At 63.4% G+C, this 24,347-nt stretch carries 21 protein-coding genes; 5 read left to right on the forward strand and 16 right to left on the reverse strand.

All coding sequences use genetic code 11. The annotated features are described in order from the left end of the window. Positions 1-32: 32 nt before the first annotated feature. Positions 33-800, reverse strand: a complete 768-nt coding sequence (locus HWE01_RS20870) for an ABC transporter substrate-binding protein (RefSeq protein ID WP_008326387.1) — start codon at positions 798-800, stop codon at positions 33-35. A 332-nt stretch (positions 801-1,132) separates the two neighbouring features. Between HWE01_RS20870 and HWE01_RS20875 the strand changes: the two genes are divergently transcribed. Together HWE01_RS20875 and HWE01_RS20880 are read left to right on the forward strand one after the other, a co-directional pair. Further along, positions 1,133-1,924 (forward strand): IclR family transcriptional regulator, encoded by a 792-nt coding sequence (locus HWE01_RS20875; protein WP_241822760.1) that lies wholly within the window; start codon positions 1,133-1,135, stop codon positions 1,922-1,924. 54 nt (positions 1,925-1,978) lie between these two features. Further along, complete coding sequence (locus HWE01_RS20880) at positions 1,979-2,365, forward strand: OsmC family protein (protein WP_008326374.1); 387 nt, start codon at positions 1,979-1,981, stop codon at positions 2,363-2,365. On the opposite strand, the gene HWE01_RS20885 is transcribed toward HWE01_RS20880, so the two are convergent. The 8 genes from HWE01_RS20885 to HWE01_RS20920 form a co-directional block, all read right to left on the reverse strand. Further along, complete coding sequence (locus HWE01_RS20885; protein ID WP_241822778.1) at positions 2,347-3,270, reverse strand: DedA family protein/thiosulfate sulfurtransferase GlpE; 924 nt, start codon at positions 3,268-3,270, stop codon at positions 2,347-2,349. The genes HWE01_RS20880 and HWE01_RS20885 overlap by 19 nt on opposite strands. A gap of 287 nt (positions 3,271-3,557) precedes the next feature. Then, positions 3,558-4,913, reverse strand: coding sequence for an MFS transporter (locus HWE01_RS20890; protein WP_241822761.1), 1,356 nt, complete (start codon positions 4,911-4,913; stop codon positions 3,558-3,560). Between the two features lie 113 nt (positions 4,914-5,026). Next, positions 5,027-6,406, reverse strand: a complete 1,380-nt coding sequence (gudD, locus tag HWE01_RS20895) for a glucarate dehydratase (protein ID WP_241822762.1) — start codon at positions 6,404-6,406, stop codon at positions 5,027-5,029. 169 nt (positions 6,407-6,575) lie between these two features. Beyond that, a complete protein-coding gene (locus HWE01_RS20900) occupies positions 6,576-7,691 on the reverse strand; it encodes a LacI family DNA-binding transcriptional regulator (protein WP_241822763.1) in 1,116 nt (371 codons plus the stop codon). Between the two features lie 58 nt (positions 7,692-7,749). Continuing rightward, positions 7,750-9,135, reverse strand: coding sequence for a S1C family serine protease (locus HWE01_RS20905; RefSeq protein WP_237713508.1), 1,386 nt, complete (start codon positions 9,133-9,135; stop codon positions 7,750-7,752). Positions 9,136-9,338: 203 nt separating this feature from the next. Further along, positions 9,339-10,634: an MFS transporter gene (locus tag HWE01_RS20910; RefSeq protein WP_175344660.1), complete on the reverse strand. Its 1,296-nt coding sequence runs from the start codon at positions 10,632-10,634 to the stop codon at positions 9,339-9,341. Positions 10,635-10,737: 103 nt separating this feature from the next. Beyond that, positions 10,738-11,175: a MarR family winged helix-turn-helix transcriptional regulator gene (locus HWE01_RS20915; RefSeq protein ID WP_241822764.1), complete on the reverse strand. Its 438-nt coding sequence runs from the start codon at positions 11,173-11,175 to the stop codon at positions 10,738-10,740. Between the two features lie 200 nt (positions 11,176-11,375). After that, a complete protein-coding gene (locus HWE01_RS20920; RefSeq protein ID WP_241822765.1) occupies positions 11,376-12,122 on the reverse strand; it encodes a DUF2076 domain-containing protein in 747 nt (248 codons plus the stop codon). Between the two features lie 514 nt (positions 12,123-12,636). Between HWE01_RS20920 and HWE01_RS20925 the strand changes: the two genes are divergently transcribed. Continuing rightward, positions 12,637-14,913: an NADP-dependent malic enzyme gene (locus HWE01_RS20925; RefSeq protein WP_008326352.1), complete on the forward strand. Its 2,277-nt coding sequence runs from the start codon at positions 12,637-12,639 to the stop codon at positions 14,911-14,913. 96 nt (positions 14,914-15,009) lie between these two features. On the opposite strand, the gene HWE01_RS20930 is transcribed toward HWE01_RS20925, so the two are convergent. Continuing rightward, positions 15,010-15,717: a GntR family transcriptional regulator gene (locus HWE01_RS20930; RefSeq protein ID WP_008326349.1), complete on the reverse strand. Its 708-nt coding sequence runs from the start codon at positions 15,715-15,717 to the stop codon at positions 15,010-15,012. Between the two features lie 211 nt (positions 15,718-15,928). Here HWE01_RS20930 and HWE01_RS20935 point away from each other — a divergent pair, with 211 nt between their 5' ends. Both HWE01_RS20935 and HWE01_RS20940 read left to right on the forward strand, forming a co-directional pair. Further along, complete coding sequence (locus HWE01_RS20935) at positions 15,929-17,248, forward strand: MFS transporter (RefSeq protein ID WP_241822766.1); 1,320 nt, start codon at positions 15,929-15,931, stop codon at positions 17,246-17,248. Positions 17,249-17,292: 44 nt separating this feature from the next. Then, positions 17,293-18,567: a glucarate dehydratase family protein gene (locus HWE01_RS20940; protein ID WP_241822767.1), complete on the forward strand. Its 1,275-nt coding sequence runs from the start codon at positions 17,293-17,295 to the stop codon at positions 18,565-18,567. A gap of 74 nt (positions 18,568-18,641) precedes the next feature. Here HWE01_RS20940 and HWE01_RS20945 read toward each other — a convergent pair whose 3' ends face one another. The 6 genes from HWE01_RS20945 to HWE01_RS20970 form a co-directional block, all read right to left on the reverse strand. Beyond that, a complete protein-coding gene (locus HWE01_RS20945; protein WP_008326344.1) occupies positions 18,642-19,343 on the reverse strand; it encodes an ABC transporter ATP-binding protein in 702 nt (233 codons plus the stop codon). Beyond that, entirely contained in the window at positions 19,344-20,048 is a 705-nt protein-coding gene (locus HWE01_RS20950) for an ABC transporter ATP-binding protein (protein ID WP_008326342.1), read from the reverse strand. It lies immediately after the preceding gene. Next, entirely contained in the window at positions 20,035-21,015 is a 981-nt protein-coding gene (locus HWE01_RS20955) for a branched-chain amino acid ABC transporter permease (RefSeq protein ID WP_241822768.1), read from the reverse strand. The genes HWE01_RS20950 and HWE01_RS20955 overlap by 14 nt, the downstream gene beginning before the upstream one ends. Positions 21,016-21,019: 4 nt before the next feature. Next, on the reverse strand, positions 21,020-21,892 hold the full coding sequence (locus tag HWE01_RS20960; protein ID WP_008326334.1) for a branched-chain amino acid ABC transporter permease: 873 nt from the start codon (positions 21,890-21,892) through the stop codon (positions 21,020-21,022). A gap of 64 nt (positions 21,893-21,956) precedes the next feature. Continuing rightward, the gene (locus HWE01_RS20965) at positions 21,957-23,141 is read right to left on the reverse strand and encodes an ABC transporter substrate-binding protein (RefSeq protein ID WP_175344651.1); all 1,185 of its coding nucleotides are present in this window, start codon (positions 23,139-23,141) and stop codon (positions 21,957-21,959) included. Positions 23,142-23,452: 311 nt separating this feature from the next. Beyond that, positions 23,453-24,253, reverse strand: coding sequence for an IclR family transcriptional regulator (locus HWE01_RS20970; RefSeq protein ID WP_008326330.1), 801 nt, complete (start codon positions 24,251-24,253; stop codon positions 23,453-23,455). Positions 24,254-24,347 lie beyond the last annotated feature (94 nt).

Here is a 24,347-nt window from a genome sequence, read left to right on the forward strand (position 1 = left end):
ACCACCGCTGCTGACGACGGTGATCGGCGGGATCAGTTCAGCTTCCACTGCTCCACGATGCGCGCCAGCGTGCCATCGGCCTTGAGTTCGGCGATGGCCTTGTTCAAGCGCTCCATGAGCTTGGGGTCGCCCTTGCGGATGACCAGGCAGACATCACCCATGAGCGTGGACTGGTACTCCTTGACCAGGCGCACCTGCGCATTGGCGCCTTGCGACAACTGGTAGGCCACGATGGGACGATCAGCGAAGCCTGCCTTGATGCGGCCCAGGCCGACGTCGCGCATCATGTCGGCCACCGAATCATAGGTCTTCACTTCCTTGAAACCACCCTTCTTGTTCAAGGCATCCACGAACACGGTACCGACCTGGGCGCCGACGATCTCGCCCTTGAGATCATCGAGGGTCTTGTAGCTCTTGTTATCCTGGGCATTGACGAACAGGCCCTCGCCATAGGAATACACCGGATCGCTGAAGTCCACGATCTGGGCACGTGCCTCGGTCTTCAACATGGCGGCGGCGATGATGTCGATCTTGTTCCCGGTCAGCGACGGGATCAGCGCGGCAAAGGGCGTCTGCTGGATGTTGACCGTGAATCCGGCCTTGTTGCCCACGGCAGTGACGGTATCGACCATCATGCCCTGCAGCTTGTTGGTCTTGATATCGAGGAAGGTGAACGGCACCCCCGTGGATGTGGCCCCCACGTTGTAGCTGGACTGCGCCACGGCGGGCGCGATGCCCAGCGTGGCGACCAGGGCGATGCCGCCCACCAGGTGTTTGAAAAGGCAATGGAACGGCTTCATACGACTCCCCTTTGACGCGAGACCGCGACCAGGCGCGATCAGAATGGACAGCTGGAAGTCCGCGCGACGGTGCTGGAGAACCCTCGGCGGTGCGTGGACATGCAAGGACTGCGGCGGCCCCTCACGGAACCGGATGCTGCAACACTGGAAGCGGCCTTGCATCGGACTGCCCGGTATGGCCTCGATGCAGGGCTTGAATATCAATATGACGCGTTGAAATAAGTATATTTAATTTACTTGAATCGTCAATAGATATTTATGTATCGATATTCGATACGCATGATGTGAATTATCGTAGAATCGAGGCCTTACTCACTCTCCCAGGAGCGCGCATGAACGAGCCCGACGAGACCGCATCGGACCTGCTGTTCAATCAATCGCTGGAAAAGGGCCTGGCCGTGCTGCGCGCCTTCGACGCCCAGCACCGCACCATGACGCTGGGCGACGTCGCCAGTGCCACGGGCATCTCCAAGAGTTCGGCGCAACGCATGGTGCATACGCTGGAAATGCTGGGTTATGTCTGCAAGCACCCCAAGACGCGGCGCTACCAGCTCACCCCCAAGGTCATGGAGGTGGGCTACAACTATCTGGCCGCCGACATCCTGGTGGACGTGGCCAATCCCTTTCTGTCGGAACTGGCCAACATCACCGGCGAGACCGTCAATCTCACCGAGCCCTACGACTGCGAAATGGTCTACGTCGCGCGCTTCGTGGCCAGCAAGTTCATCCCCATCCACATGCCCATCGGCAGCCGCATCCCGATGTATTGCACGGCCTCGGGCCGCGCCTACCTGAGCGGGCTTGACCCGGCCGAGGCGCAGGCCATCCTGGAGTCCAGCGAACGCACGGTGCACACCCCGCACACCCGCACCGACGTGGCAGACATCCTGCAGCTCCTGGACACCATCCGCGAACGCGGCTTTGCCAGCAACCGGGAGGAATTGTTCCTGGGGGATATGACCATCGCCTCGCCGGTGTTCAACAGCGAGCGCAGGCCGGTGGCGTCGGTCCACGTGGTGGCGCCGACCAGCCGCTGGAGCGTGGAGGATGCCGAGAAGAAGCTGGGCCCGCTGGTGCTGGAATGCGCGCGGTCGATTTCCAATTCGGTGCGCACGCTGGTGTGAGGCTTGTGACACAATCACCGGTCACATTGATCACTTCCCCCAATGGAGACCCTCATGGCCCACGTCACCCTGCACAATGCCGCCGGCTACGCCCAGGACATCAAGGCGCGCATCCACCAGCTCAAGTCCGATGAACCCGAAAGCAATGGCGGCAAGGACACCGGCCCGGCCCCGTATGAATTGCTGCTGGCCGCACTGGCCTCCTGCACCTCGCTGACGCTACGCATGTATGCCGACCGCAAGGGCTGGGACCTGGGCAGCATTTCGGTGGATGCCCACTTCGGGCGAGACGACAGCGGATTGGAAACCATCACCCGCAAGATCAGCTTCGGCAATACGCTCACTCAAGAGCAGTTGACCCGCCTGGCCGAGATCTGCGAAAAGACCCCGGTCACCAAGACCATCCGCCAGGGCACCGCGATTCAGACGTCGATGGCGTAGCCCGCCGCGCGCCAGGCATCGATGCCGCCGGTCAGCGGACGCACCCGCGTATAGCCGCGCCGCATCAGCTGGCGCGCCACCATGGCCGCCGAAGCTTCATTGGGACAGGCGCAATAGACCACCACCTCGCCCTCGACAGGGCCATCGAAGACGAAGGTCTGGATCTCCTGGTTGGAGATCGTCAGCGCCCCCGGAATGCGACCATCCTGCTGCGACATCGGCGAGCGCACATCGATGATGGTGGGCGCATTGCCCTCTTCGAGCAGGGTATTCAACTCATCGACCGAGATGCGCGCCATCTCCAGCGACTTGCGAAAACGCCGACGCTGCCACCAACGGTTGGCCACGAAGGCAGCCAGCGCCACGGCAATCATGAGCATGCCGTAGTGGCCCAACTCGGCCAGCACGTTGAGCAGATCATCCACCGCCGAGCTGAACAGCGACCCGAGAAAAATCCCCAGTCCTGCCCACAGGGCACTCCCTGCCGCATCCCACAATACGAAGCTGAGGCGGCGCGTACCCATGGTGCCGGAGAGCGCGCTGGCGATCGAGGCGAATCCCGGAATGAACTTGGCCAGCAGCAACGAACGCGCGCCCCAGCGCAGGTAGATCGATTCGGTCTGACGCACGCAGGAATCCGGCGAGAGCGAAATACGGCACAGCCGCGTCATGATCCGGCGGCCATAACGGCGCCCGGCCAGATACCAGCAGTAGTCGGCGATCAGTGCCGCGCTCACCGCCAGCAGCAGCAACAGCGCCGGCGAATAGCGGCCAGTGGCCGAGAGCGCGCCGGTGATGATCAGCGTGGGGTATGCCGGCACCGGCGCGCCCAACTGCTCGACCAGCACGTTGACGAAAACGAGGATCAGACCGTATTGCTCGATCAGGTGATAGAGGGTGTCCATGGCCATGCTGCCTTGATGTCCCGCCACCGGGGAGGCGGCGACTGTTCCGCCGTGATGGCGGATTGCAGGGTGCCATTATAGTTTTGCCGGGTCCGGTATGCTCGCCGCAGACCGAAGCAGACCAATTGTTCATCGTAATTTATGGAGAATTCCCGCCGCAAAATGCAGAACACGACCTCCTGGACCGGTTCTGATCTTTATATACAAAGATGCCCCGGCCTCTGGCTACCACCAGAGACACGGGGCAAACGAGGAAAGACCTCGGAGAAACCAATACTGTGAAGCGCTCAGGCCGCGCGCTTGGTCACCGCCTCGCCCTGTGCCTGAACCGCATCACCGCCATCCTGCGCCGAAGGCCGCGTACGGGCCAGGAACACCAGCACCGCCGCCACCAGCGAGGCTGCCGACAAGGCATACAGACCGCCCTCGATGGAACCGGTCTTCTGCTCCAGATAGCCGAAGGTCGCCGGCGCGAAGAAGCCACCCAGGTTGCCCAGCGAATTGACCAGTGCCAGCACCGCTGCTGCGATGCGGGCATCCAGGTAGGCTTGCGGAATCGGCCAGAACAGCGACGAGGCTGCCTTGAACCCGAGGGCGGCGAAACACACTGCCGCGAAGCCGATCACCGGACCGGTCGAGGCCGAGATGGCCATGCCGACGGCCGAAATCACCAATGCCGTGGCCACCCACATCTGCGGCTTCTTGTGCCGCGCCGCCAGCACCGCGAAGAGATACATCGCTCCAATGGCCACGATCCATGGGATCGTGTTGAACAGGCCCACCTGGAAATCATTGAAGTGCCCCATCTTCTTGATGATGGTCGGCAACCAGAAGGTCGCACCGTAAATGGTCAGCTGGATGGCGAAATAGATCAGGCAGAACAACACGATCTGCGGATCGCGCAGCAGTGTCAGCGCCGACACATGCGCCGGACGATTGGCCGCGCGTTGCTCCTGCTCGGCCGCGATGACCGTAGCCAGTGCCTCGCGTTGCTCCGCAGAGAGCCACTTCGCATCGCGCGGACTCGAGTCCAGCACCAGCCACACCACCACGCAGAACACCATCGATGCCGCACCTTCAATGATGAACATCCACTGCCAGCCATGCAGTCCGCCGCCCTCGATGAGCAACAGCGCGCCGGTGATCGGGCCGGAGAGGATGGAGGCAATCGCCGACCCCGACAGGAAGATGGCCATCGCCCGGCCGCGCTCATGGTTGGGCAGCCATTGCGTGAAGTAATACACCACGCCCGGGAAGAATCCGGCCTCGGCCACTCCCAGCAGGAAGCGCATGACATAGAAACTGGTCTCGCTCTGCACGAAGGCCATGCAGGCCGCCACCAGGCCCCAGGTGAACATGATGCGCGTCAACCAGGCGCGGGCGCCATAGCGTTGCAGCAGCATGTTGGAAGGGACTTCAAAGATCGCATAGCCGACGAAGAACAGGCCTGCCCCCAGCCCGAAGGCGGCGGCACCGATCCCCAGGTCGGTGGAGAGATGACTGCGCACGAAACCGATGTTGACGCGGTCGATGTAGTTGATGATGAACATGGCCACGAACAGCGGCAGGATGCGCCACTTGATCTTGCTCACCGCCGAGGTGAGCGCCAGGTTGCCGGCGGGGGATGACTGGGATGGATTCACGGGTTGTCTCCTCTGTTGAGCCCGTACTGACGGTGGATGAAAGAAAATTCAGGCCGCCGGCGCTTGCAGCGCGCTCTTGTCGCGGCCCTGCTGAAAAACAGGAAGGTTCGTGCTCAACGCACCAGGCAAGGTTTCTTGGGATCGAACTTCCAGCCCGGGATGAGGTACTGCATGGCCACCGCGTCATCGCGCGCGCCCAGCCCCATGTTGCGATAGGTCTGGTGCGCCGCTTCCACCTGCGCCATGTCCAGCTCCACGCCCAGGCCCGGCTTGCACGGCACCTGCACCTTGCCCCCGATGATCTTCAGCGGATCACGCGTGAGGTGCTGGCCGTCCTGCCAGATCCAGTGAGTATCGATGGCCGTGATCTTGCCGGGCGCCGCGGCCGCAACGTGCGTAAACATGGCCAGCGAAATATCGAAGTGATTGTTCGAATGCGAACCCCAGGTCAGGCCCCACTCATGGCACATCTGTGCCACGCGCACCGAGCCCTGCAGGGTCCAGAAATGCGGATCGGCCAGCGGGATGTCCACCGATTGCAGCGAGATCGCATGACCCATCTGGCGCCAGTCGGTCGCCACCATGTTGGTCGCGGTCTGCAAGCCGGTGGCACGGCGGAATTCAGCCATCACTTCGCGGCCCGAATAACCGTCCTCGGCGCCGCAAGGATCTTCCGCGTAGGCCAGCACATCGTGCTGATCCCGACACAGGCGGATCGCATCCTTGAGCAGCCAGCCACCGTTGGGGTCCAGTGTGATGCGCGCCTTGGGGAAGCGCTCGGCCAGGGCCGTGACGGCAGCGATCTCGTCCTCGCCGCGCATGACGCCGCCCTTGAGTTTGAAGTCATTGAAACCATAGCGGGCATAGGCCGCCTCGGCCAGGCGCACCACGGCCTGCGGCGTGAGTGCGGCTTCATGGCGCAGACGCAGCCAGTCGTCGTCGGCCTCGGGCGCAGCCAGGTAAGGCAGATCGGTCTTGTTGCGGTCGCCCACGTAGAAGAGATAGCCCAGCATCTCCACCTCGTCACGCTGCTGGCCTTCGCCCAGCAGGGCCGCCACCGGTACGTCAAGGAACTTGCCCAGCAGATCCAGCAAGGCGGCCTCCAGCGCGGTCACCGCGTGGATGGCGATGCGCAGGTCAAAGGTCTGCAGGCCGCGCCCGCCCACATCGCGGTCCGCAAATGCGGTACGTGCACGGTTGAGGATGCCCTGTACGTTACCGATGGACTGGCCCACCACCAGTGCGCGTGCATCCTCCAGTGTCTGGCGGATGCCCTCCCCGCCCGGCACTTCGCCCACGCCAGTGTTGCCCGCGCTATCGGTGAGGATGACGATGTTGCGCGTGAAATACGGGCCGTGCGCCCCGGACAGGTTCAACAGCATGCTGTCATGCCCGGCCACCGGGATGACGCGCATGGCGGTCACGCGCGGCGCCCCCTTGTGCAGGTCCGGCGAAGACATCGAGGACGTTACGGAAGCAGAAGTCTGGGTCATGAGAAGCGTTCTCCCTTGCGGAAAAGATAGGACGTGATTTGGTAGCGGTACCAAATTCGAATGAAAGAATGGTAGCGGTACCAAATTGAGATGTCAATGGCGATTTCCTGTTGCCTCAAGGCATCATGAAAATCTCGGCAGGGCGAGGATGAAAGGGAGAGGGGGAAACTCAGGCGCTGTCGCGCGCAATGATGGAGAAGCCGACATCGACGATGCGTTCATTGACCTCGATGCCCGAGGCGCGGTCGATGATGAAGCGTGCTGCCCGCTGGCCGATGCCGGTGCCATCGATGCGCACGGTGGTCAGGCGCGGCTGCAGGTCGCGGGAGAATTCGAGATCGCCGAACCCGACCACGGCCAGTTGTCCGGGGATGGAAATCGCGCGGCTCTGCGCCTCGATCATCACCCCCAAGGCCAGCAGGTCGGAACTGCAGAAGATGGCATCCAGGTCGGGCCGTGCCTGCAGCAGTTCGGCCAGGCCCTGGCGTCCCTGGCCCAGTGTGGTGGGCGCAGTGACGTGATACATCGGCACGCAGGCCCTGCCCTGCTGCATGCCCAGCGCCGCGCATTCGTCGGCAAAGGCATTCATGCGCCGCTGGCTGCGTTCATCGCGTCCGCCCACCACGGCCACCTTGTGGCGACCACGCGCATGCAGGTAGCGCGCCACCTCCCGGCCGATGGCCTCGTGCGAGAAGCCCACCAGCATGTCGATGGGCGTGGGGGTCAGGTCCCAGGTCTCCACCACCGGAATACCGCTGGCCAGCAGACGTTTGCGCGCCTCGGCCGAACGCATGATGCCGGTGAGCACCACGCCATCGGGACGACGACCGATGATGGCTTCGAGCAGTGCATCTTCGCGCGAGTTTTCGTAACCGCTCTGGCCCAGCATGACCTGGTAACCGGCCGCCGCCAGGGTTTCGGTGAGGGTGTGGACGATTTCCTGGAACACCGGTCCGATGACGGTGGGCACTACCACCGCCACCAGGCGGCTCTTGTTGGAGGCCAGTCCACCGGCCAGCAGGTTGGGGACGTAGCCGGTCTTCTCGACCGCCTCGCGCACCTTCTGCAAGACCTTGGGCGAGACCGCCGCCGGTGTGTTCAACGCCCGCGAGGCGGTGATCGGTGCCACCCCGGCCAGCTGCGCCACGTCGCGCAGGGTGATGCCGCCGGCACTCTTGCGCGGACCACGACGGCGCGGTTCGGTGCTGTCGTCGTCGCGCGCGCTGCGGTTCGCAACCACGGAGGAATCGGGGGGGAAGGTACTATGTTCGGGCATGGGCGGCATTTTAGCATCGCCGCTGGTAGCGATACCAACAGCCACCGGTGCGCCGGACTGCACCGGATCAAGGCTTGCGCGGCTCCGGGTTCCGCAATTGCAGTTGCAGGCGCTCGATGGCGCTGCCCACCGGGATGAAGAAATTCATCCCGGCCATTCCCTTGGCGCCGAGCCCGGCCACGGTAATGCCGATCACCTGGCCCGACTTGTCCAGCAGGGGCCCGCCACTGCTGCCTGGCAGGATCGCCACGTCGCTCTGCAGGAACTCCAGGTCGCGCACCTTGCGCACACCACTGAGGATGCCGCGCGTGAGCGTGGCATTGAACGCATCTCCCAGCGGGGAACCCAGCGCATAGACGTCTTCGCCGATGCCCGGCTCGCCGGTGCGCAGCGGCATCGGTCGTACCCCCGGCGCTTCGGTCTTGAGCAGCGCGATGTCACGCGCTGCATCCACCCGCACGACCTCGGCCAGCAGTTCGCGTCCGCTCGGCAGGCGTACCCGCACGGCGCGCGCCTGGCCGATCACGTGCTGGTTGGTCAGCAACCAGCCGGAACTGCCGATGTAGAAGCCGGTTCCGGAACCCCGCTCAGCAAACACCGTCACCACGGCCGAACGCAGATCGGGCATCAGCCTGGCGATCTCGGTCCCGCCGGGTTCGGTCGGCTGGTTGTCGATGGGCAGCGCACTGCCCGGCGGCAAGGCGACGGGGGCACGCGTGGCCTCACCACTGGCGCGGCCGTTGGCGGCGGCGGCCACGCTGTCATAGGGGGACTGCAAGGCCAGGGCGAAGCGGGGATCGGCCAGCAGGTTGCGCACCGCCACCCCAAAGGCTTCCATCGGAATCGGCGGCGCGGTGCCATCGAGGCTGCGCTCGCGTGAGCGGAACACTCCTTCGGTGGTGGCGCGATAGATCACCTTGCGCTGCTCGGGTGCGAACACCTGCCATTCCAGCCGGATATAGGCTTCGCCAGTCCAGCTGTCGCCGCCCTTCGCGCAGAGATTGGTCTGCAATTGCGTGATGATCACGCCCACCTGCAGGTTGAAATCAGCCGGGCGCGCACGCTCGCCGGCGGCATCGTCGCCTTTTTCCTCGAACAGCGGTTCGACCGGTGCCGTCGGCACCGGATAGCCATGCTGCTGCAACTCGTTGCGAAAGCGCTGGAACAGCGCATTGGCCGGCAACATGACATCGGCACTGCCCTGGTTCCAGACGATCTCGTTCTTGCGGCTACAGAACAAGCCGCCCTGCAGCTCCCCTATCACCTCGCGGCCCTGACTGCCCTGATCGAAACGACGCTGGGCGCGCGCCAAAAAGGCCGGGCGCGCACTGGCTTGCGCAGGCAGCAGCAGCGGAGTCTTGTTGTCCACGGCGGGCATGAGCGCCTGGGTGGCTTGCGCGCCTGGCACCACGCCGAACGCGCAGGCCAGCAGCGCAAGCTTGACGGGCAGCATGGCGCAAGGGAGCTGCCGGGATTGCCGGAATGTCTTGTTCATCATCGAGCGAGCAATAGGAGGCCAGCACCGCTGCTGGCCGATGAGCGATTCTCGCACGCCCCCGGATGTCTCCGCGATTGCACCAAATGCCCGATATGTGAAAAAAAAGGTCATCTCCCACAAGAAAGATGACCTTCTCCAAAAGAGGCAGGTGAAATAATTTACGCGCTGGCCGTTTGCGGCTGCGCCCCCTGATGGCCCTTGATGCGCAAAACCAGCACGGCCCCGATGAGGCAGGCCACGCCCATCATGATCGACGACAACGTGTAGTTGCCCAGCGTGGCGCGCAGGTAGCCGGCGATGGTAGTGGCGGTGGCGGCCCCCAGCTGGTGCCCGGCCACGATCCAGCCGAACACGATGGGCGCGGCCAGGCGACCGAAGACATCATTGGCCAGGCGCACCGTGGGCGGCACCGTGGCGATCCAGTCCAGGCCGTAGAAGATGGCGAAGATGGTCAGCCCGTAATACTGCAGGCCGAAGGCGTACGGCAGGAAGATCAGCGCCAGGCCGCGCAGGCCGTAGTACCAGAACAGCAGCACGCGCGGGTTGTAGCGATCCGAGAGCCAGCCCGAGAGCGTGGTGCCGACCAGGTCCAGCATGCCCATGGCGGCCAGGATGGAGGCGCCCCTGACTTCATTGATGCCGTAGTCATTGCACATGGCGATGAACTGGGTGCCGATGTAGCCATTGGTAGAGAGCCCGCAGACGAAGAAGCTCATGAACAGCAGCCAGAAATCGGGCATGCGCACCGAACTGCGCAGTGCATCCAGGGCGATGGCCAGGGGATTGCGCCTGGAACGGCCATCGTCCGCAGTATCGCTGGTCTGGCCGACCATTTTCTGGCCGATGGCAGCCGGGTTTTCCGGCAGCAGCAACCACACCAGCGGAATGGCCAGCAGTGCCACCGCCGAGACCAGGAAAGCCACCGAGCGCCAGCCATAGCTGCCCACCATGGAGGCCATCAGCGGCAGGAACACCATCTGCCCCGTGGCGGCGCTGGCGGTCAGCAAGCCCATGGCCAGGCCGCGCCGGGTTTCGAACCAGCGACTGACGATGGTGGCGCCCAGGGTATTGGCGGCCACGCCGGTACCGGCACCGACCAGCAAGCCCCAGGACAGCAGCATGTGCCAGGGCATGTGCATGAGGGTGGACAAGGCGGTCCCGCTGGCCAGCAGGACCAGCGCCCCCAGCACCACACGGCGGATGCCGAAGCGCTGCATCGCCGCTGCCGAGAACGGACCGATGAGACCGTAGAGCGCGATGTTGACCGAGATCACCACCGAGATGGTGGAGCGATTCCAGCCGAATTCCTGCTCCAGCGGCAGGATCATCACCGAGGGCGTGGCGCGGATGCCGGCCGAACACAGCAGCACGAGGAAGATCACGCCCACCACCACCCAGGCATAGTGGAAGCGGGGCGCAACGGCGTTGGCCAGCGTTTGGGTCAGTTTGTTCATGGCGATCCAGTCGGGAGGGCGGTGCGAGCTTGTAGGATGGGTGTGAGGAAATCGTTGGCTGAAGCAATCTTCATAGGGTGCTCAAACCGGGCAAGCGGACGCGTCAGGCGTCCTGCAGGCGGGTGTAGGCATCCTCGATGAGGTCATTGAATTCACGCGCAAGCTGGGGGCCGAGGCGGCGATCGATCTCGTCCTGGGCGCGACGCCAGCGCGGGCGGGCCTCTTCCAGCTTGGCGCGGCCCGGGCGCGACAGCTGCAGCGCGAAGGAGCGCTTGTCCAGCAGGGCCTCCTCGGGCAGGTCCACGGTCTCGATCCAGCCGGCGGCCATCAGGGGCTTGAGTGCACGGCTCAGAGTGCTGCGATCCATGCCCATGTCCTGCGCCAGCACGATGTTGGCGATCGGGCCCTTGCGGCCGATGCGGCTCAACAGCGAATACTGGGTGATGCTCAGTTCACTGTCCTGCAGGTGATGGTCGTAGATGATGGTGATCCGGCGCGTGAGACGGCGCAGAGGGGCGCAGGTGCAAATGTCCTTGCTCATGGAATGTCCGGTGGAAGCTGACCTGCAGAGCAGGTGATGCGTTAAGTATGTATATACATCGATGTATGCGCATGATATGAAGGGTGTCGCGGGAAGTCAAGCGCGAAAACGTTCGGACACCCACTGAGAAAGGACGAAAGAAAAACCGAAGAACGAAAAAAAAGCCCGCTCACGCAGGCTTTCACGATACTGGCCGTGGCTCACACCAGCGAATCGTCATACCCTCCGCTGTCATCCAGATCGAAATTGCTCAGATCGGCAAGGTCGCTGCTGCTACCGGAATCGCTACCATTGTCATTGCTGGCGAAAGTGGACTGGCGATCCCCATCGCTCCCGTAATAGTTGTTGACGGTAGTGTTCTCGATATTCTCCACCGGCGCACTCAAGCCATTCTGGTGCGCAAACCCCGATCCGCCGCTGCCATTGAACAGGTGTTCGATGCCCTGATACAGGAAGGCACCACCGGCCACCCCCGCAGCAGTTGCCGCCACGGTGCCGAGCATGCTGCCCATGCCACCGCCGAAGAATCCGGAGGAAGGCGCCGCAGCCGGTGCGGCCTGATAAGCGGGCACAGCCTGCTGAGGCGAAGCATAAGCTTGCGCCGGGGGTGGCATATAAGCCGGCGCAGCAGCCTGCGGGCGGGCGGATGCAGCTGCCGGGGCATGCCCCCAGGCGTTGCCATCCAGAAAGCCCGGCTCGCGCCCACCGCCCGCCGCACCGGCCTGCAAGGACTGCACCTGGCTTTGCAGCGCAGCCACTTGCGCCTTGGTGGCGTTGAGGGCCTGCTCCATCAGCAAGGCCCGTTGCACGAGCAGGTAAGCCGCATCCGGCTGGCGCGCCACCGCCGCCTGGATCATGGCGTCGGCCTGGGCATCCTTGCTGATGCCCTGCACCTGCGTCAATTGCTGGAGAAAATCCTGGAGTGCTTGTGTTTCTTGCGGACTCATGATGCCTGGCTCCCAACGAAAAATGAAAAATCCAAGAAAAACGCGTGCATCGCGTTTGAAACGAAGACTGTAGACACAACGATGGAAACAGCTGACGTGGATGACCTGAAGCGCCCTCATCTTCGCGGTATGAATGATTATGCGCGCGCGGAAGCCGAAGATTTGTGTCAACAATCGTCAACTTGGAAACAGCTTGTAACAGCCGCACGCGGCCCCTGATATCAAACGGCATGGCCGCAAAAAACCCGAAGTGTGAATTTTTAGGTAATATCCCCCTCCCCGCACCCGTTCCAGCGGCCACAAGCCCGGAGCGGGCGGAGGCAGGCGCGGACCACCGGCAGGCAGAACTGGCCAGCGGTTCCCGCACCCCACTCCGGACCGACGAGAATCCACCATCCTTCCCGATCGGCCCGCCGCATTCAAGACCAGGAAACAAGAACAGCGCAAGCTGGCCGCCGACGCCCGTCGTTGCACAGACCGCTTGTCCAGGACCGTTTAACCCCTCAAGAAGACCATGACCCAACAAATTTCCGCCGCCGAGCAACTCCTGCGTGACGCCGCCCGCGAATACCACCGTACCCCGACCCGCGGCAAGATCGAAGTGCGCGCCACCAAGCCCCTGTCGAACCAGCGCGACCTGTCGCTGGCCTATTCGCCGGGCGTGGCCTATCCCTGCCTGGACATCGAAGCCGATCCGCTGAAGGCCTTCGACTACACCTCGCGCGGCAACCTGGTGGCCGTCATCAGCAACGGCACCGCCGTGCTGGGCCTGGGCAACATCGGTCCGCTGGCCTCCAAGCCCGTGATGGAAGGCAAGGGCTGCCTGTTCAAGAAGTTCGCCGGCGTGGACGTGTTCGACATCGAACTGGCCGAGAACGACCCCGACAAGCTGGTCGAGATCATCGCCGCACTGGAACCGACCCTGGGAGGCATCAACCTGGAAGACATCAAGGCCCCGGAATGCTTCTACATCGAGCAGAAACTCTCGGCCCGCATGAACATCCCGGTCTTCCACGATGACCAGCACGGCACCGCCATCATCTCTTCGGCGGCACTGCTCAACGGCCTGGAACTGGTCGGCAAGGACATCGGCGCAGTCAAGATCGCCGTCTCCGGCGCGGGCGCGGCCGCCATCGCTTGCGTGGAAGTCATGATCGGCCTGGGTGTGAAGCGCGAGAACGTCTACATGGTCGACAGCAAGGGCGTCATCTATGAAGGTCGCCCCGGTGGCCTGGACGCTTCCAAGCAGCGTTACGCCATCAAGACCGAAGCACGCACCCTGGCCGATGTGGTCAATGGTGCCGACGTCTTCCTGGGCTGCTCCGCCCCGGGCGTGCTGACTGCCGAGATGGTCAAGACCATGGCCGACAAGCCCATCATCCTGGCGCTGGCCAATCCGGAACCGGAAATCCGTCCCGAACTGGCCAAGTCGGTCCGTCCCGACTGCATCATCGCCACCGGCCGTTCGGACTATCCGAACCAGGTCAACAACGTGCTGTGCTTCCCCTACATTTTCCGTGGTGCGCTGGACTGCGGCGCCACCAAGATCACCGAAGCCATGAAGCTGGCCTGCGTGCGCCAGATCGCCGACCTGGCCAAGGCCGAGACCAGCGCCGAAGTCAGCGCCGCCTATCCGGGCAAGGAACTGGTGTTCGGCCCTGACTACCTGATCCCGACCCCGTTCGATTCGCGCCTGATCCTCAAGATCGCCCCCGCCGTGGCCAAGGCCGCCGCCGAGTCGGGTGTGGCCACCCGCCCCATCCAGGACTACGACGCCTACCGTGCAGAACTGACCCGCTTCATCTACCAGACCGGCATGTTCATGCAGCCTGTCTTCAATACCGCCAAGGTCGCGCCGCAACGCGTGGTCTACGCCGAAGGCCAGGATGAGCGCGTACTGCGCGCCGTGCAGTTCGTGGCCGACGAAGGCCTGGCCGCACCGATCCTGGTGGGCCAGCCCGCCGCCATCGAAGCCGGCATCAAGAAGGCCGGCCTGCGCATCAAGATCGGCCAGAACGTGCAAGTGATCGACCCGGCCAGCGATGCCCGCGTGGCGCAGTACGCCGCCCAATACAAGGATGGCAGCGAAGCCGACGTGCGCGCCAGCGCCAGCCTGCTGGCGGCCTTGATGGTCAAGGCCGGTGATGCCGATGCCATGCTGTGCGGCCTCGATGGCAACTACGATGGCCATCTGGCCCATGTGGAAAAGGTGATTGGCCTGAAGGACGGCGCGCAGGAATTCGCTGCCCTCAACGCCGTGCTGCTGCCGGAACAGACGCTCTTCATCACCGACACCTACGTCAATGACACTCCGGACGCCGAGCAGCTGGCCCGCATCGCCAAGGCCGCTGCCGAAGAGGTCGCGCGCTTTGGTGTGCCGCCGAAGGTGGCCTTCCTGTCGCACTCCAACGGGGGCAGCTCCTCGCGCCCCTCGGCCCGCAAGATGGCCGCCGCGCATGACGCCTTCAAGAAGCTGGCACCGGAGGTCGAGTCCGCCGGCGAACTGCATGGCGACGCCGCCCTGTCGGAGAAGATCCGCCACAATGCGGGCCTGACCGACAGCGCTCTGACCGGTGCGGCCAACGTGCTGGTCTGCCCCAACCTGGATGCGGCCAACATCCTCTTCAATGTCTTGAAGACCAGCAGCGGTCAGGGCACCACCATCGGCCCCATCCTGCTGGGCGCCGCCGCCCCGGTGCACGTGCTGACCCCGTCGAGCACCGTGCGCCGCGTCATCAACATGACCGCACTGGCTGCGGCCAAGGCGCAGGACGGCAAATCCAAGGCCTGATCTGGTAACGCCGTTTCAGCGGCATCATGAACAACGCCCCGCCATCGTGAGATGGCGGGGCGTTGTTCATGGGCGTCAGGCTGCTGGCCGTGCCATTCAATCCTTGAGGTAGTGAGGGAAACGCTCGCGGATCTCTTCCAGATGCGTGAGGGTGCCCGACAGGTGCTCGCGCAGCGCCGCCTGTGCCGTCGGCGCATCGCCCGCCGCGAGGGCATCGACCAACGCGGCGTGATCGCGCAGCACGCGTTTGGCCTTGCCGGGAATGGGTACATGCAGATTGCGCAGGCGGTCCAGGTTGCCGCTCTGCCGCCGCACCATCACCCATAGCTCCGGCACTTGCGCGGCCTCGTACATCTGGCGATGGAAGGCCTGATCGGCCAGCACGAACTCGCTGTAGTTCTCGCGCCCGGCCAATACGCGTTGCACCTCGATGCTGTCGCGCAATCGCTTCACCAGCGCGCCATCAATGCGCCGCGCCAGCGTATGGACAATCTCCAGCTCGATGGAGCGCCGCAGGAAATGCGCCTGCCGCGCCTGCGTCACATTGATCGCGCTGACCACCGTCGCATGCTGGGGGAAGATGTCCACCAGCCCCTCCTCGCCCAATTTGATGAGTGCATCGCGGATCGGCGTCTGGCTCAATCCGTATTGCGTGGCCAGTTCCGCACGCTGCAGCACGGTGCCCGGTACCAGGCGCATGCCGATGATGAGTTCGCGCAGATGCTCGAAGACCTGCGGCGCAGCGTGCCGTGAACGGTCCAGCGGCGGAATCGTAATGGTGATCGGTTCGGTGGCAGTGCTCATGCAGACAATCCTCAGCTCAAAACTGGCAGGCTTCATATAAACGATCAGCCCGCGCTCCTGCCCGGCATGATACCCGTCCTCGCCTCATTGACGCACTAATATATTAGTGTTTTAATGCACCACATCGCGCTACGCATGACGACCGTTGAGTCTGGACGGCACGGCCCGGGAGAGGCCCGGCGGCAGCGCCCTTCCCATTCAGGAGACATGCGTGGAAACCATCAAGCCATCGGCCAGCGCCTTCGCAGCGGCCGAACCTTCCCTGCTGTTGCAGGCGGTCAGAAAGATCAAGCATCGGGTGTTGCCACTATTCGTGGTGATGTTCATCGTCAACTACATTGACCGCGTCAACATCGGCTTCGTACGCAGCCATCTGGCCACCGATGTGGGCATCGGCACCGCCGCCTTCGGCCTGGGCGCCGGCCTGTTCTTCGTCGGCTATGCCATCTTCGAGGTCCCCTCGAACCTGCTGCTGCAACGCTTCGGCGCCAAGGCCTGGCTCACCCGCATCATGGCGACCTGGGGCCTGGCGGCCACCGCAATGGCATTCGTCAACAGCGAAACCACCTTCTACGTGCTGCGCTTCCTGCTGGGCGCAGCCGAGGCCGGCTTCTTCCCCGGCGTGATCTACTACTTCACGCAATGGCTGCCGGCCAGCGAGCGCGGACGCGCCATGGCCATCTTCCTGTCCGGCTCGGCACTGGCGTCCATTCTCTCCGGCCCGATCTCGGGCGGGCTGCTGCAACTCGGTGGCGGCGGCCTGCATGGCTGGCAATGGATGTTCATCATCGAGGGCATGGCCTCGGTGGTGCTGTGCGGCTTCGTCTGGTTCTGGCTGGATTCGATGCCCGGCGACGCCAAATGGCTCACCGAACAGGAACGCACTGCCATCACCCGCGCCATCGTGGTAGAACAGGCCGAGCGCCTGAAGCACAAACCCGAACATGTGTCATCGTTGCGCCTGCTGCGCGATCCGCAGATCCTGATCTTCTGCTTCATCTACTTCTCGATCTCGCTCACCATCTATGGCGCCACCTTCTGGCTGCCCAGCATCATCCGCAAGATGGGCAGCTTCAGCGATTTCCAGGTCGGTTTGTTCAATTCCATTCCGTGGCTGATTTCGATTCTCGCCATGTACCTCTTTGCCGCCCTGGCGGCCCGCTACAAGCACCAGCAGGCCTGGGCCGCAACGGCGCTGGTGATTGCAGCCATCGGCATGTTCGCCTCCACCTTTGGCGACTCGGTCTACGCCTTCGTCTCGATCTGCTTTGCGGCAGTCGGTTTCAAGGCGGCTTCTTCCCTGTTCTGGCCACTGCCGCAGGGGTATCTGGATGCGCGCATCGCCGCCGGCGTCATCGCGCTGATCAATTCCATCGGCAACCTGGGCGGCTTCGTTGCACCGACCGCCTTCGGCTTTCTGGAGCAGCGCACCGGCTCCATCCAGGGCGGCCTGATGGGCCTGGCGATCACCTCGCTGGTGGCTGCCGGCGTGGTGTTTCTGGCCCGCTCGGGGCCGGGCGCCTCGCGCTGAACAACAGAGCAAATCCGTTTCCCGCACATCATAGGAAGTCCAACATGAAAATCACCCGCGTCACCGTCACGCCCATCGCCTTCAAGGATGGCCCGCTCTTGAATGCCAGCGGCATCCATGAACCCTATGCGCTGCGCTCCATCATCGAGATCGAAACGGACAACGGCCACATCGGCCTGGGCGAAAGCTATGCAGACGCACCGGCGCTGAAGATCCTCGATCTGGTCAAGGACCGGTTGATCGGTCTGGACCCGTTCAACCTCAACGGTCTGCGCGCCATCGTGCGCGGCGTAGTCGCCAGGATGGCCCCGGCCAGCAATGCGGGCGCCGAACTGGCACCGGGTTCGCATGCCGGCAAGGCCGTCTCGAACGCTTATTCGGCCTTCGAAGTGGCGTGCCTGGATGCGCAGGCACGCTATCTGAAGGTACCGCTGGTGGATTTGCTGGGCGGCGCGGTGCGCAAGGAAATCCCGTTCAGCGCCTATCTGTTCTTCAAGTACGCCCGGCACATCGACAGCCCCTATGCACCGGACGTCTGGGGCGAGGCGCTGAGCGAAGAACAGATCGTCGCGCAGGCGCGCAGGATGATCGAGGAAAACGGCTTCAAGAGCATCAAGCTCAAGGCCGGCGCGCTGGACCCCGAGCATGAGGTAGCCTGCATCAAGGCCTTGAAGAAAGCCTTCCCCGACGCCCCGCTGCGCATCGACCCCAACGGCAACTGGTCGCTGGAGACGGCCATCCGCATGGCCGAACTGCTGGGCGACGATCTGCAATACTACGAAGACCCGACCCCCGGCCTGGAAGGCATGGCCGAACTGCACCGCCGCACCGGTTTGCCGCTGGCCACCAACATGGTGGTGACCGACTTCGATGAACTGCGCCGCAGCGTGGCCTTGAACAGCGTCCAGATCGTCCTGGCCGATCACCACTACTGGGGTGGCCTGCGCGATACCCAGCAACTGGCCAAGATGTGCGATGTGTTCGGCCTGGGCGTGTCGATGCACTCCAACTCGCACCTGGGCATCAGCCTGATGGCGATGTCGCATGTGGCGGCAGCGGTGGAGAATCTCTCCTATGCCTGCGATACCCACTATCCCTGGCAGGAGCCGGACGAGGAAGTCATCCGGGGCGGCAAGCTGCCCATTCGCAACGGCTGCGTACAGATCACTGACGCACCGGGCCTGGGCGTGGAGGTGGACCCGGAACAGTTGCGCAAGCTGCACCAGCTCTACCTGGAATGCGGCATCCGCCAGCGCGACGACGTGGGGCAGATGCGCAAGTACAAACCCGACTGGAAGACCGTCAAGCCGCGCTTCTGAGGGCCGCTCTCAGTTTTTGACAGAAAGCTTCACCCTGCCGCGCAGGGGCAAGCAGGAACATCGCGGCCCCCGCCTCACCGTGCGAAGTAAAGATCATGCAGGTGGTCCAGCGCCACCTGATCGGCCTGCTGCGACAGGATCACCTTGCCTCCCTGCATCAGATAGACATGATCGGCCACGCCCACGGCGCGCTCGGTGTTCTGTTCCACCAGGATGATGGTGCGCCCCTCTTCTTTCAGGCGGGCAAGGATCTCGAAGAGTTCGTTGACCACCACCGGTGCCAGTCCCAGCGAGGGCTCATCGATAATGAGCAGCTTGGGCTCCGACATCAGCCCGCGCGCCATGGCCAGCATCTGCGCCTCGCCACCCGAGAGCGATCCGGCCAGTTGGCGGCGCCGCTCGCGCAGGCGCGGGAACATGGTGTAGGCGCGCTCCAGGTTGTCCTTCACGCGGGCGCGATGCTGCGGGGCGAAGGCGCCGACGATGAGGTTTTCCTCGATGCTCATGGCACGGAAAATCATGCGCCCTTCCGGGATCATCGCCATCGAGACCTTGGACATCTCCCAGGTCGGCGTGCCATTGAGCACGCGCCCCTCCAGCGCGACCTGCCCCTGCCCGATCGGGATCAGGCCCATGATCGCGCGCAGCAGCGTGGTCTTGCCGGCCCCATTGGGGCCGATGATGGTGGTCAGCTGTCCCCGCCCCACCGTCAGCGAGACATCCCACAGCACGTTGATGGCGCCATAGCCGGCGCGCAGCTTGGTGACTTCAAGCATTCAGGCTCCCGTGTAGCTCTTGATGACGGCCGGATCATTGAACACCTGCGCCGGTGTACCCTCGGCGATGAGCTGCCCGAAGTTGAGCACGGCCACGCGCGCGCACAGGTTGCTGATGGTCTCGATGTCGTGTTCGATGATGACGATGCCCACCGCGAAGGCTTCGTGCAAACCCTTGAGCATCTGCATGAAACGCCGCTTGCCATTGGTCTCCAGACCGGCCAGCACTTCATCGAGCAAGAGCAGCTTGGGCTGCGTGGCCAGGGCCTTGGCCACTTCGAGCGCCTTCAGTTCGGTCAGCGCCAGGCCGGTGGCGGCATCGCGATCGGCCTTCTCGGCCAGGCCGGTAAAGGCCAGCACCTCGGCAATCCTGCCCGCATCCACTTTACCGGTGGCAAAGCGCTGCGCCACGATGAGGTTCTGCCGTACCGTCAGTTCGTGCATGGGCTGCGGAATCTGGAAGGTGCGTCCGATGCCCAGCCGCGCACGGCGATGCAGCGGCGCCTTCAGGATATCGGTGCCGTCGAAGCGGATGCTCCCGCCCGTGGGCCGCACCAATCCGGAAATGGCGTTGAAGAGCGTGGTCTTGCCCGCGCCATTGGCGCCGACCAGTCCGACAACGTCGCCGGTGCCGACCTGCAGCGAGACTTCATCGACGGCGGTGAGACCACCGAAACGCACCGACACTTTTTCAAGTTGCAGCATGCTGACCTCCTGCACCGTTGCCCTTGCCCCGTCCCAGCTTGCGCAGCAGCGGCAGCAGGCCATCGGGACTGAAGACGATCATCGCCACCAGCAAGGCGCCCAGCACCAGCTGATGGCCGGAGGGGATGATGTTCTTGAATACCAGCTGATCCAGCAGGTAGACCACCACCGCACCGACCACCGGTCCGGTGATGCTGCGATAACCACCGAAGATGGCCGCCACGATGGGGATGGTGACCCACAGGCCACTGAAGGCGTAGTCCGGTTCCAGGAAGCTGATGTAGTGTGCATTGAAGGCGCCCACCACCCCGCACATGAAGGCCGACAGCAGCAGCATCATGCCCTTGAGCACGGTGCTGTTGACACCGACCACGCGGGTCGCATCCTCGCTCTCGTGCATGGCACGCAGCGCCAGCCCATGGTGGCTCTCGCGCACGGCGGCATAGATGACGGCGAAGAGGGCCACGATCACCAGGATCACGAAATACGCACCGATCTTGCTGGACAAGTCCACCCCCATCACCGTGGGCAGGCGCGCGATGCTGGAGAGCCCGCCGGAGCCGCCCGTCATGGAGGTCCACTCTGTGGCCAGAATGCGGAAAATATGCGCATACGCCAGAATGGCCAGCGCGAAATACGGTCCGCGCAGGCGCAGCACCGGCAACATCGCCAGCGCCGCCACCAGCGCACCGACGCCGCCCAGCAGCAGTGCGATCAGTACGGGGACGCCGAATTTCATGCTCAATACCGCCGAGGTATAAGCCCCGACCCCGAAGAAGGCAGAATGGCCGAAGCTGATCATGCCGCCCAGATTGCCCAGCAGTGCCCATGACAACGCGATGCCGCCGATCACCATGGCGGCCACCATGAGGCTCATCACGTAGTGATCCTGCGCCAGCAGCAAGGGGGCAGCGACCAGCAACAGCGGCAGCACCAGAGCGGACAGCTTGTTCTTGTTCATCGTCATGGTCTCATCCCCTCCTTGCCCGCACGCCGAACAAGCCGTTGGGCATGATGAACAGCACCAGCAGGAACAATCCCATGCCGGCCAGTTCCTGCAAGGCCGAACTGGCCAGCGTCACGGTCAGCGCTTCGGCCACGCCCAGCAGCACCGCACCGATGAGCACGCCCGGAATCGAACCCACACCGGCCAGCACAGTAATAATGAAAGCCTTGACCGTGAGCACCCCGCCATAAGCTGGACTGATGACACCATAACTGAACAGTGCCACCCCCGCGAAGGAAGCCAGCACGCCCGCCACGATGAAGGACACCAGTTCGGTATAGCCGGGGTTGATGCCCATGAGCTTGGCCGCATCGCGATTGCTGGAGACGGCACGCACCGCGCGGCCGTACCAGCTGCGCGAGAGCCACCACCAGAGCGCCGCCATCATCAGCAGGCTCACACCAAAGAACAGCACCTCGCTGCGCATGCTGTAGAAGGGACCGAGCACGAAGGCTTCCTGTAGCCATTCCGAACTGGTGGAACGGATGTCTGCCTTCCAGATCAGCAACATGCCGTTGGTAAGGATCACGCCGATGCCATAGGTGAGGATGAGCGAATTGATCTCGCGGTCCTTCTTGATGCGGCTGACCACGAAATACACGATGGCCGAGGTCAGGCACACCACCACCAGCGCGATGGGAATGGCCAGCACCGGATTGAGACCAAGGCCGGATTCCACCGAGTAGGCAATGTAGGCGGCCAGCAGCACCAGCTCGCCCTGGGCCAGGTTGATGACCCGCATGGCACCGAATACCAGCGCCAGGCCCAGGGCAATGAGAGCGTAGGAGCCCCCCTGCAGCAGCCCGGAATATAGGGCTTGCAGTATCAGTTCAGTCATGTCTGCATTCCGTTGGAGTAGGCTGCGGCGCGGTCGCCTCAGGGCAGCACGCGCCGGCCGGGCATTACCAGGGCACTGCCGGATAATTCATCTTGTTGGTGGCGGCCGACTTGGGCCAGACGATGGCGATCTTGTCCCCCTGGTGCTGGCCCATGTGATGCGTAAAGTTCAGGTTGTCGCCATTGGCACCGAACTGCACACGACCGATCAGGGTCTCGCGGTCGGTCTTGCGCATTTCCTCGGCCACGCCATCCTTCTTCAGCGTTCCCTTGTCGGCGGCGCGGGCGATGGCTTCGAACAGCAGCATCGATTGCACGTAACCGAACTGACCGAGATAGTCCGGGTCCTTCTTGTAGAGACGACGGTAGGTTTCCTCAAAGAGCTTGCCGTCGGCGCTGGTGAACTGTGCCGGATAAGGCAGCAGTGCCGTGCCGTAGACGTTGGGCACCAGATCGGGGAAGTCCTGGGCCATCTTGGGAGTGGCCAGCGACCAGACGCCGACCATGGCCTTGACGGCAGGCTTCAACACGCGGGCGGCGCGCAGGATGCCGACGTAGTCATTCTCGTAGCCGATCATGGCAATGACTTCCGGCTTGTCCTGCAGCTTGATCTTGTTGATGATGGGCTTGAAGTCACTGATGGCCGGATCGAAGGCATGGGAGGTCACCTTGAGCCCCTTGGCGCCCCAGGCTTTCTCCAGATCCTTGGCCAGGGCGGCAGTGGCTTCCTTGGTGGAATAGACGATCGACACCGAGCGGGCATTCATGTCCTCCAACAGTCCCACCATGGCCTTCTGGTAACCGGCCACATTGTTGATGCGGAAGAAGTTCTTGCGGCCGCTATTGACCAGGTTGTCATCGACCCCGCCCGAGGTCACGTAGACCAGGCCGGCCTTGCCCGCCGCATCGGCGGCCGGCGCGATGTTGTTGGAACCGTAGCCGCCGGTGATGGCCACCACGCCCTCGCCGGCCAGCTTCTCGACGGCGGCGATGGCCTTGGCCGGGGCCGACTCGTTATCGATGGTGACCAGCTTGATCTTGTGCTTGCCATTGGTCTTGTTGAAGACGTCGGCAGCCACGTTGATGCCTTCCTGCATGCCCGAGCCAACCCGCGCGAGGCTGCCCGTGAGGGGGATCTCCACGCCGACCTTGAGTTCGTCGGCCACCGCCCTGCCCATGCCGCCGGCCAGTGCCGAGGCAAACCCGGCCAGCAGGACCAGTCGCTTGATGCCGTGATGCTTGTTCGTCATTGTCTCCACCTTTTTCATCTGAGTGATGTTGATGTGATGTCCGCCACGCATAGCGCTCGTTTCAGCAATGGACGTACGCAGGATGAGGCCATCCATGCGGACGCATCCCGGCCTCACCGCACCGGGCAGCCATTGCCGAAACAGGTCGCCATGACCCGGACGGCTCGATCTTGTTGTTTCTTGTTGTGATGGACTTGCGCTACTGCACGCTACTGCACGCTACTGCACGATTGCCGGAAGCGCTCACGCCTGCGGCGCTGCCGGCTTGCCTGTCTCCGACCTGGTTCTTGCCTGTTCTGTACTGCTGCCCTTCAATGGCGGCCCATGCTGGCTTCTACCGTGCGCACCACGTTCACCAGACGCGGGCCGAGATCTTCCATGAGCATCTCGCGCGTGAGCATGAAGGCCGGGCCGCCGCAGTTGAAGGCCATGATCTTTTCCTCGTTGGCATCGATCATGGGCACGCCCACGGCACTGATGGTCTTTTCCCATTCGCCCACGGAAATGCAGAAGCCATGATCCTGATAATCCTTGAAAGCCTGCTCGATGCCGGCCTTGACCTTGGGCCATTGCTCTTCGTTGCGCAGGCGGATGTGGTCCATCAGGAAATCGCGTTCGTTCTGGGGCAATGCGCACAGCAGCGCGCGGCCCATGGAGGTGGTGGCCAGCGGGATGCGCGAACCGACGTCGCGGCGCAAGGTCACCGCGGACTGGCCGCGCGTGGCCTCGATGTAGACCATGCTCAAGCGATCGCGGATGCCCAGCGCCACATTGCATTGCGAATAGTCAGCCAGCTCCTGCATGGCCGGACGCGCCAGCTTGCGCACATCCATGCCGGAGAGCAGCGAGTAGCCCAGCGCCAGCACGCCCGAGCCGAGCTGATAGCGGCCCTGGTCTTCGGAATATTCGAGATAACCCAGCCGGGTCAGGGTATGCGTCAGTCGCGAGATGGTCGGCTTGGGCAGACCGGTACGCTTGGCCAGTTCAGTGTTGGTGAGATAGATCTCGCCGGGACGAAAGCAGCGCAGAATCTCCAGCCCGCGCGCCAGGGCATTGACGAACTGCCGGTCGTGGCTCTCATCTTCTCCCTTGAACGACACTATCTCATCCATCCGTCACTTCTCCGCGTGGCAGGGTCGTGCCGAGTGGTCACGTCGCCCTCATTGGCAGTGGAATGTACACACCTGAATTGGCAGTGTCAATTAT

It is taken from the genome of Herbaspirillum sp. C7C8 (genome assembly GCF_022627875.1).
GTDB lineage: Bacteria > Pseudomonadota > Gammaproteobacteria > Burkholderiales > Burkholderiaceae_D > Herbaspirillum.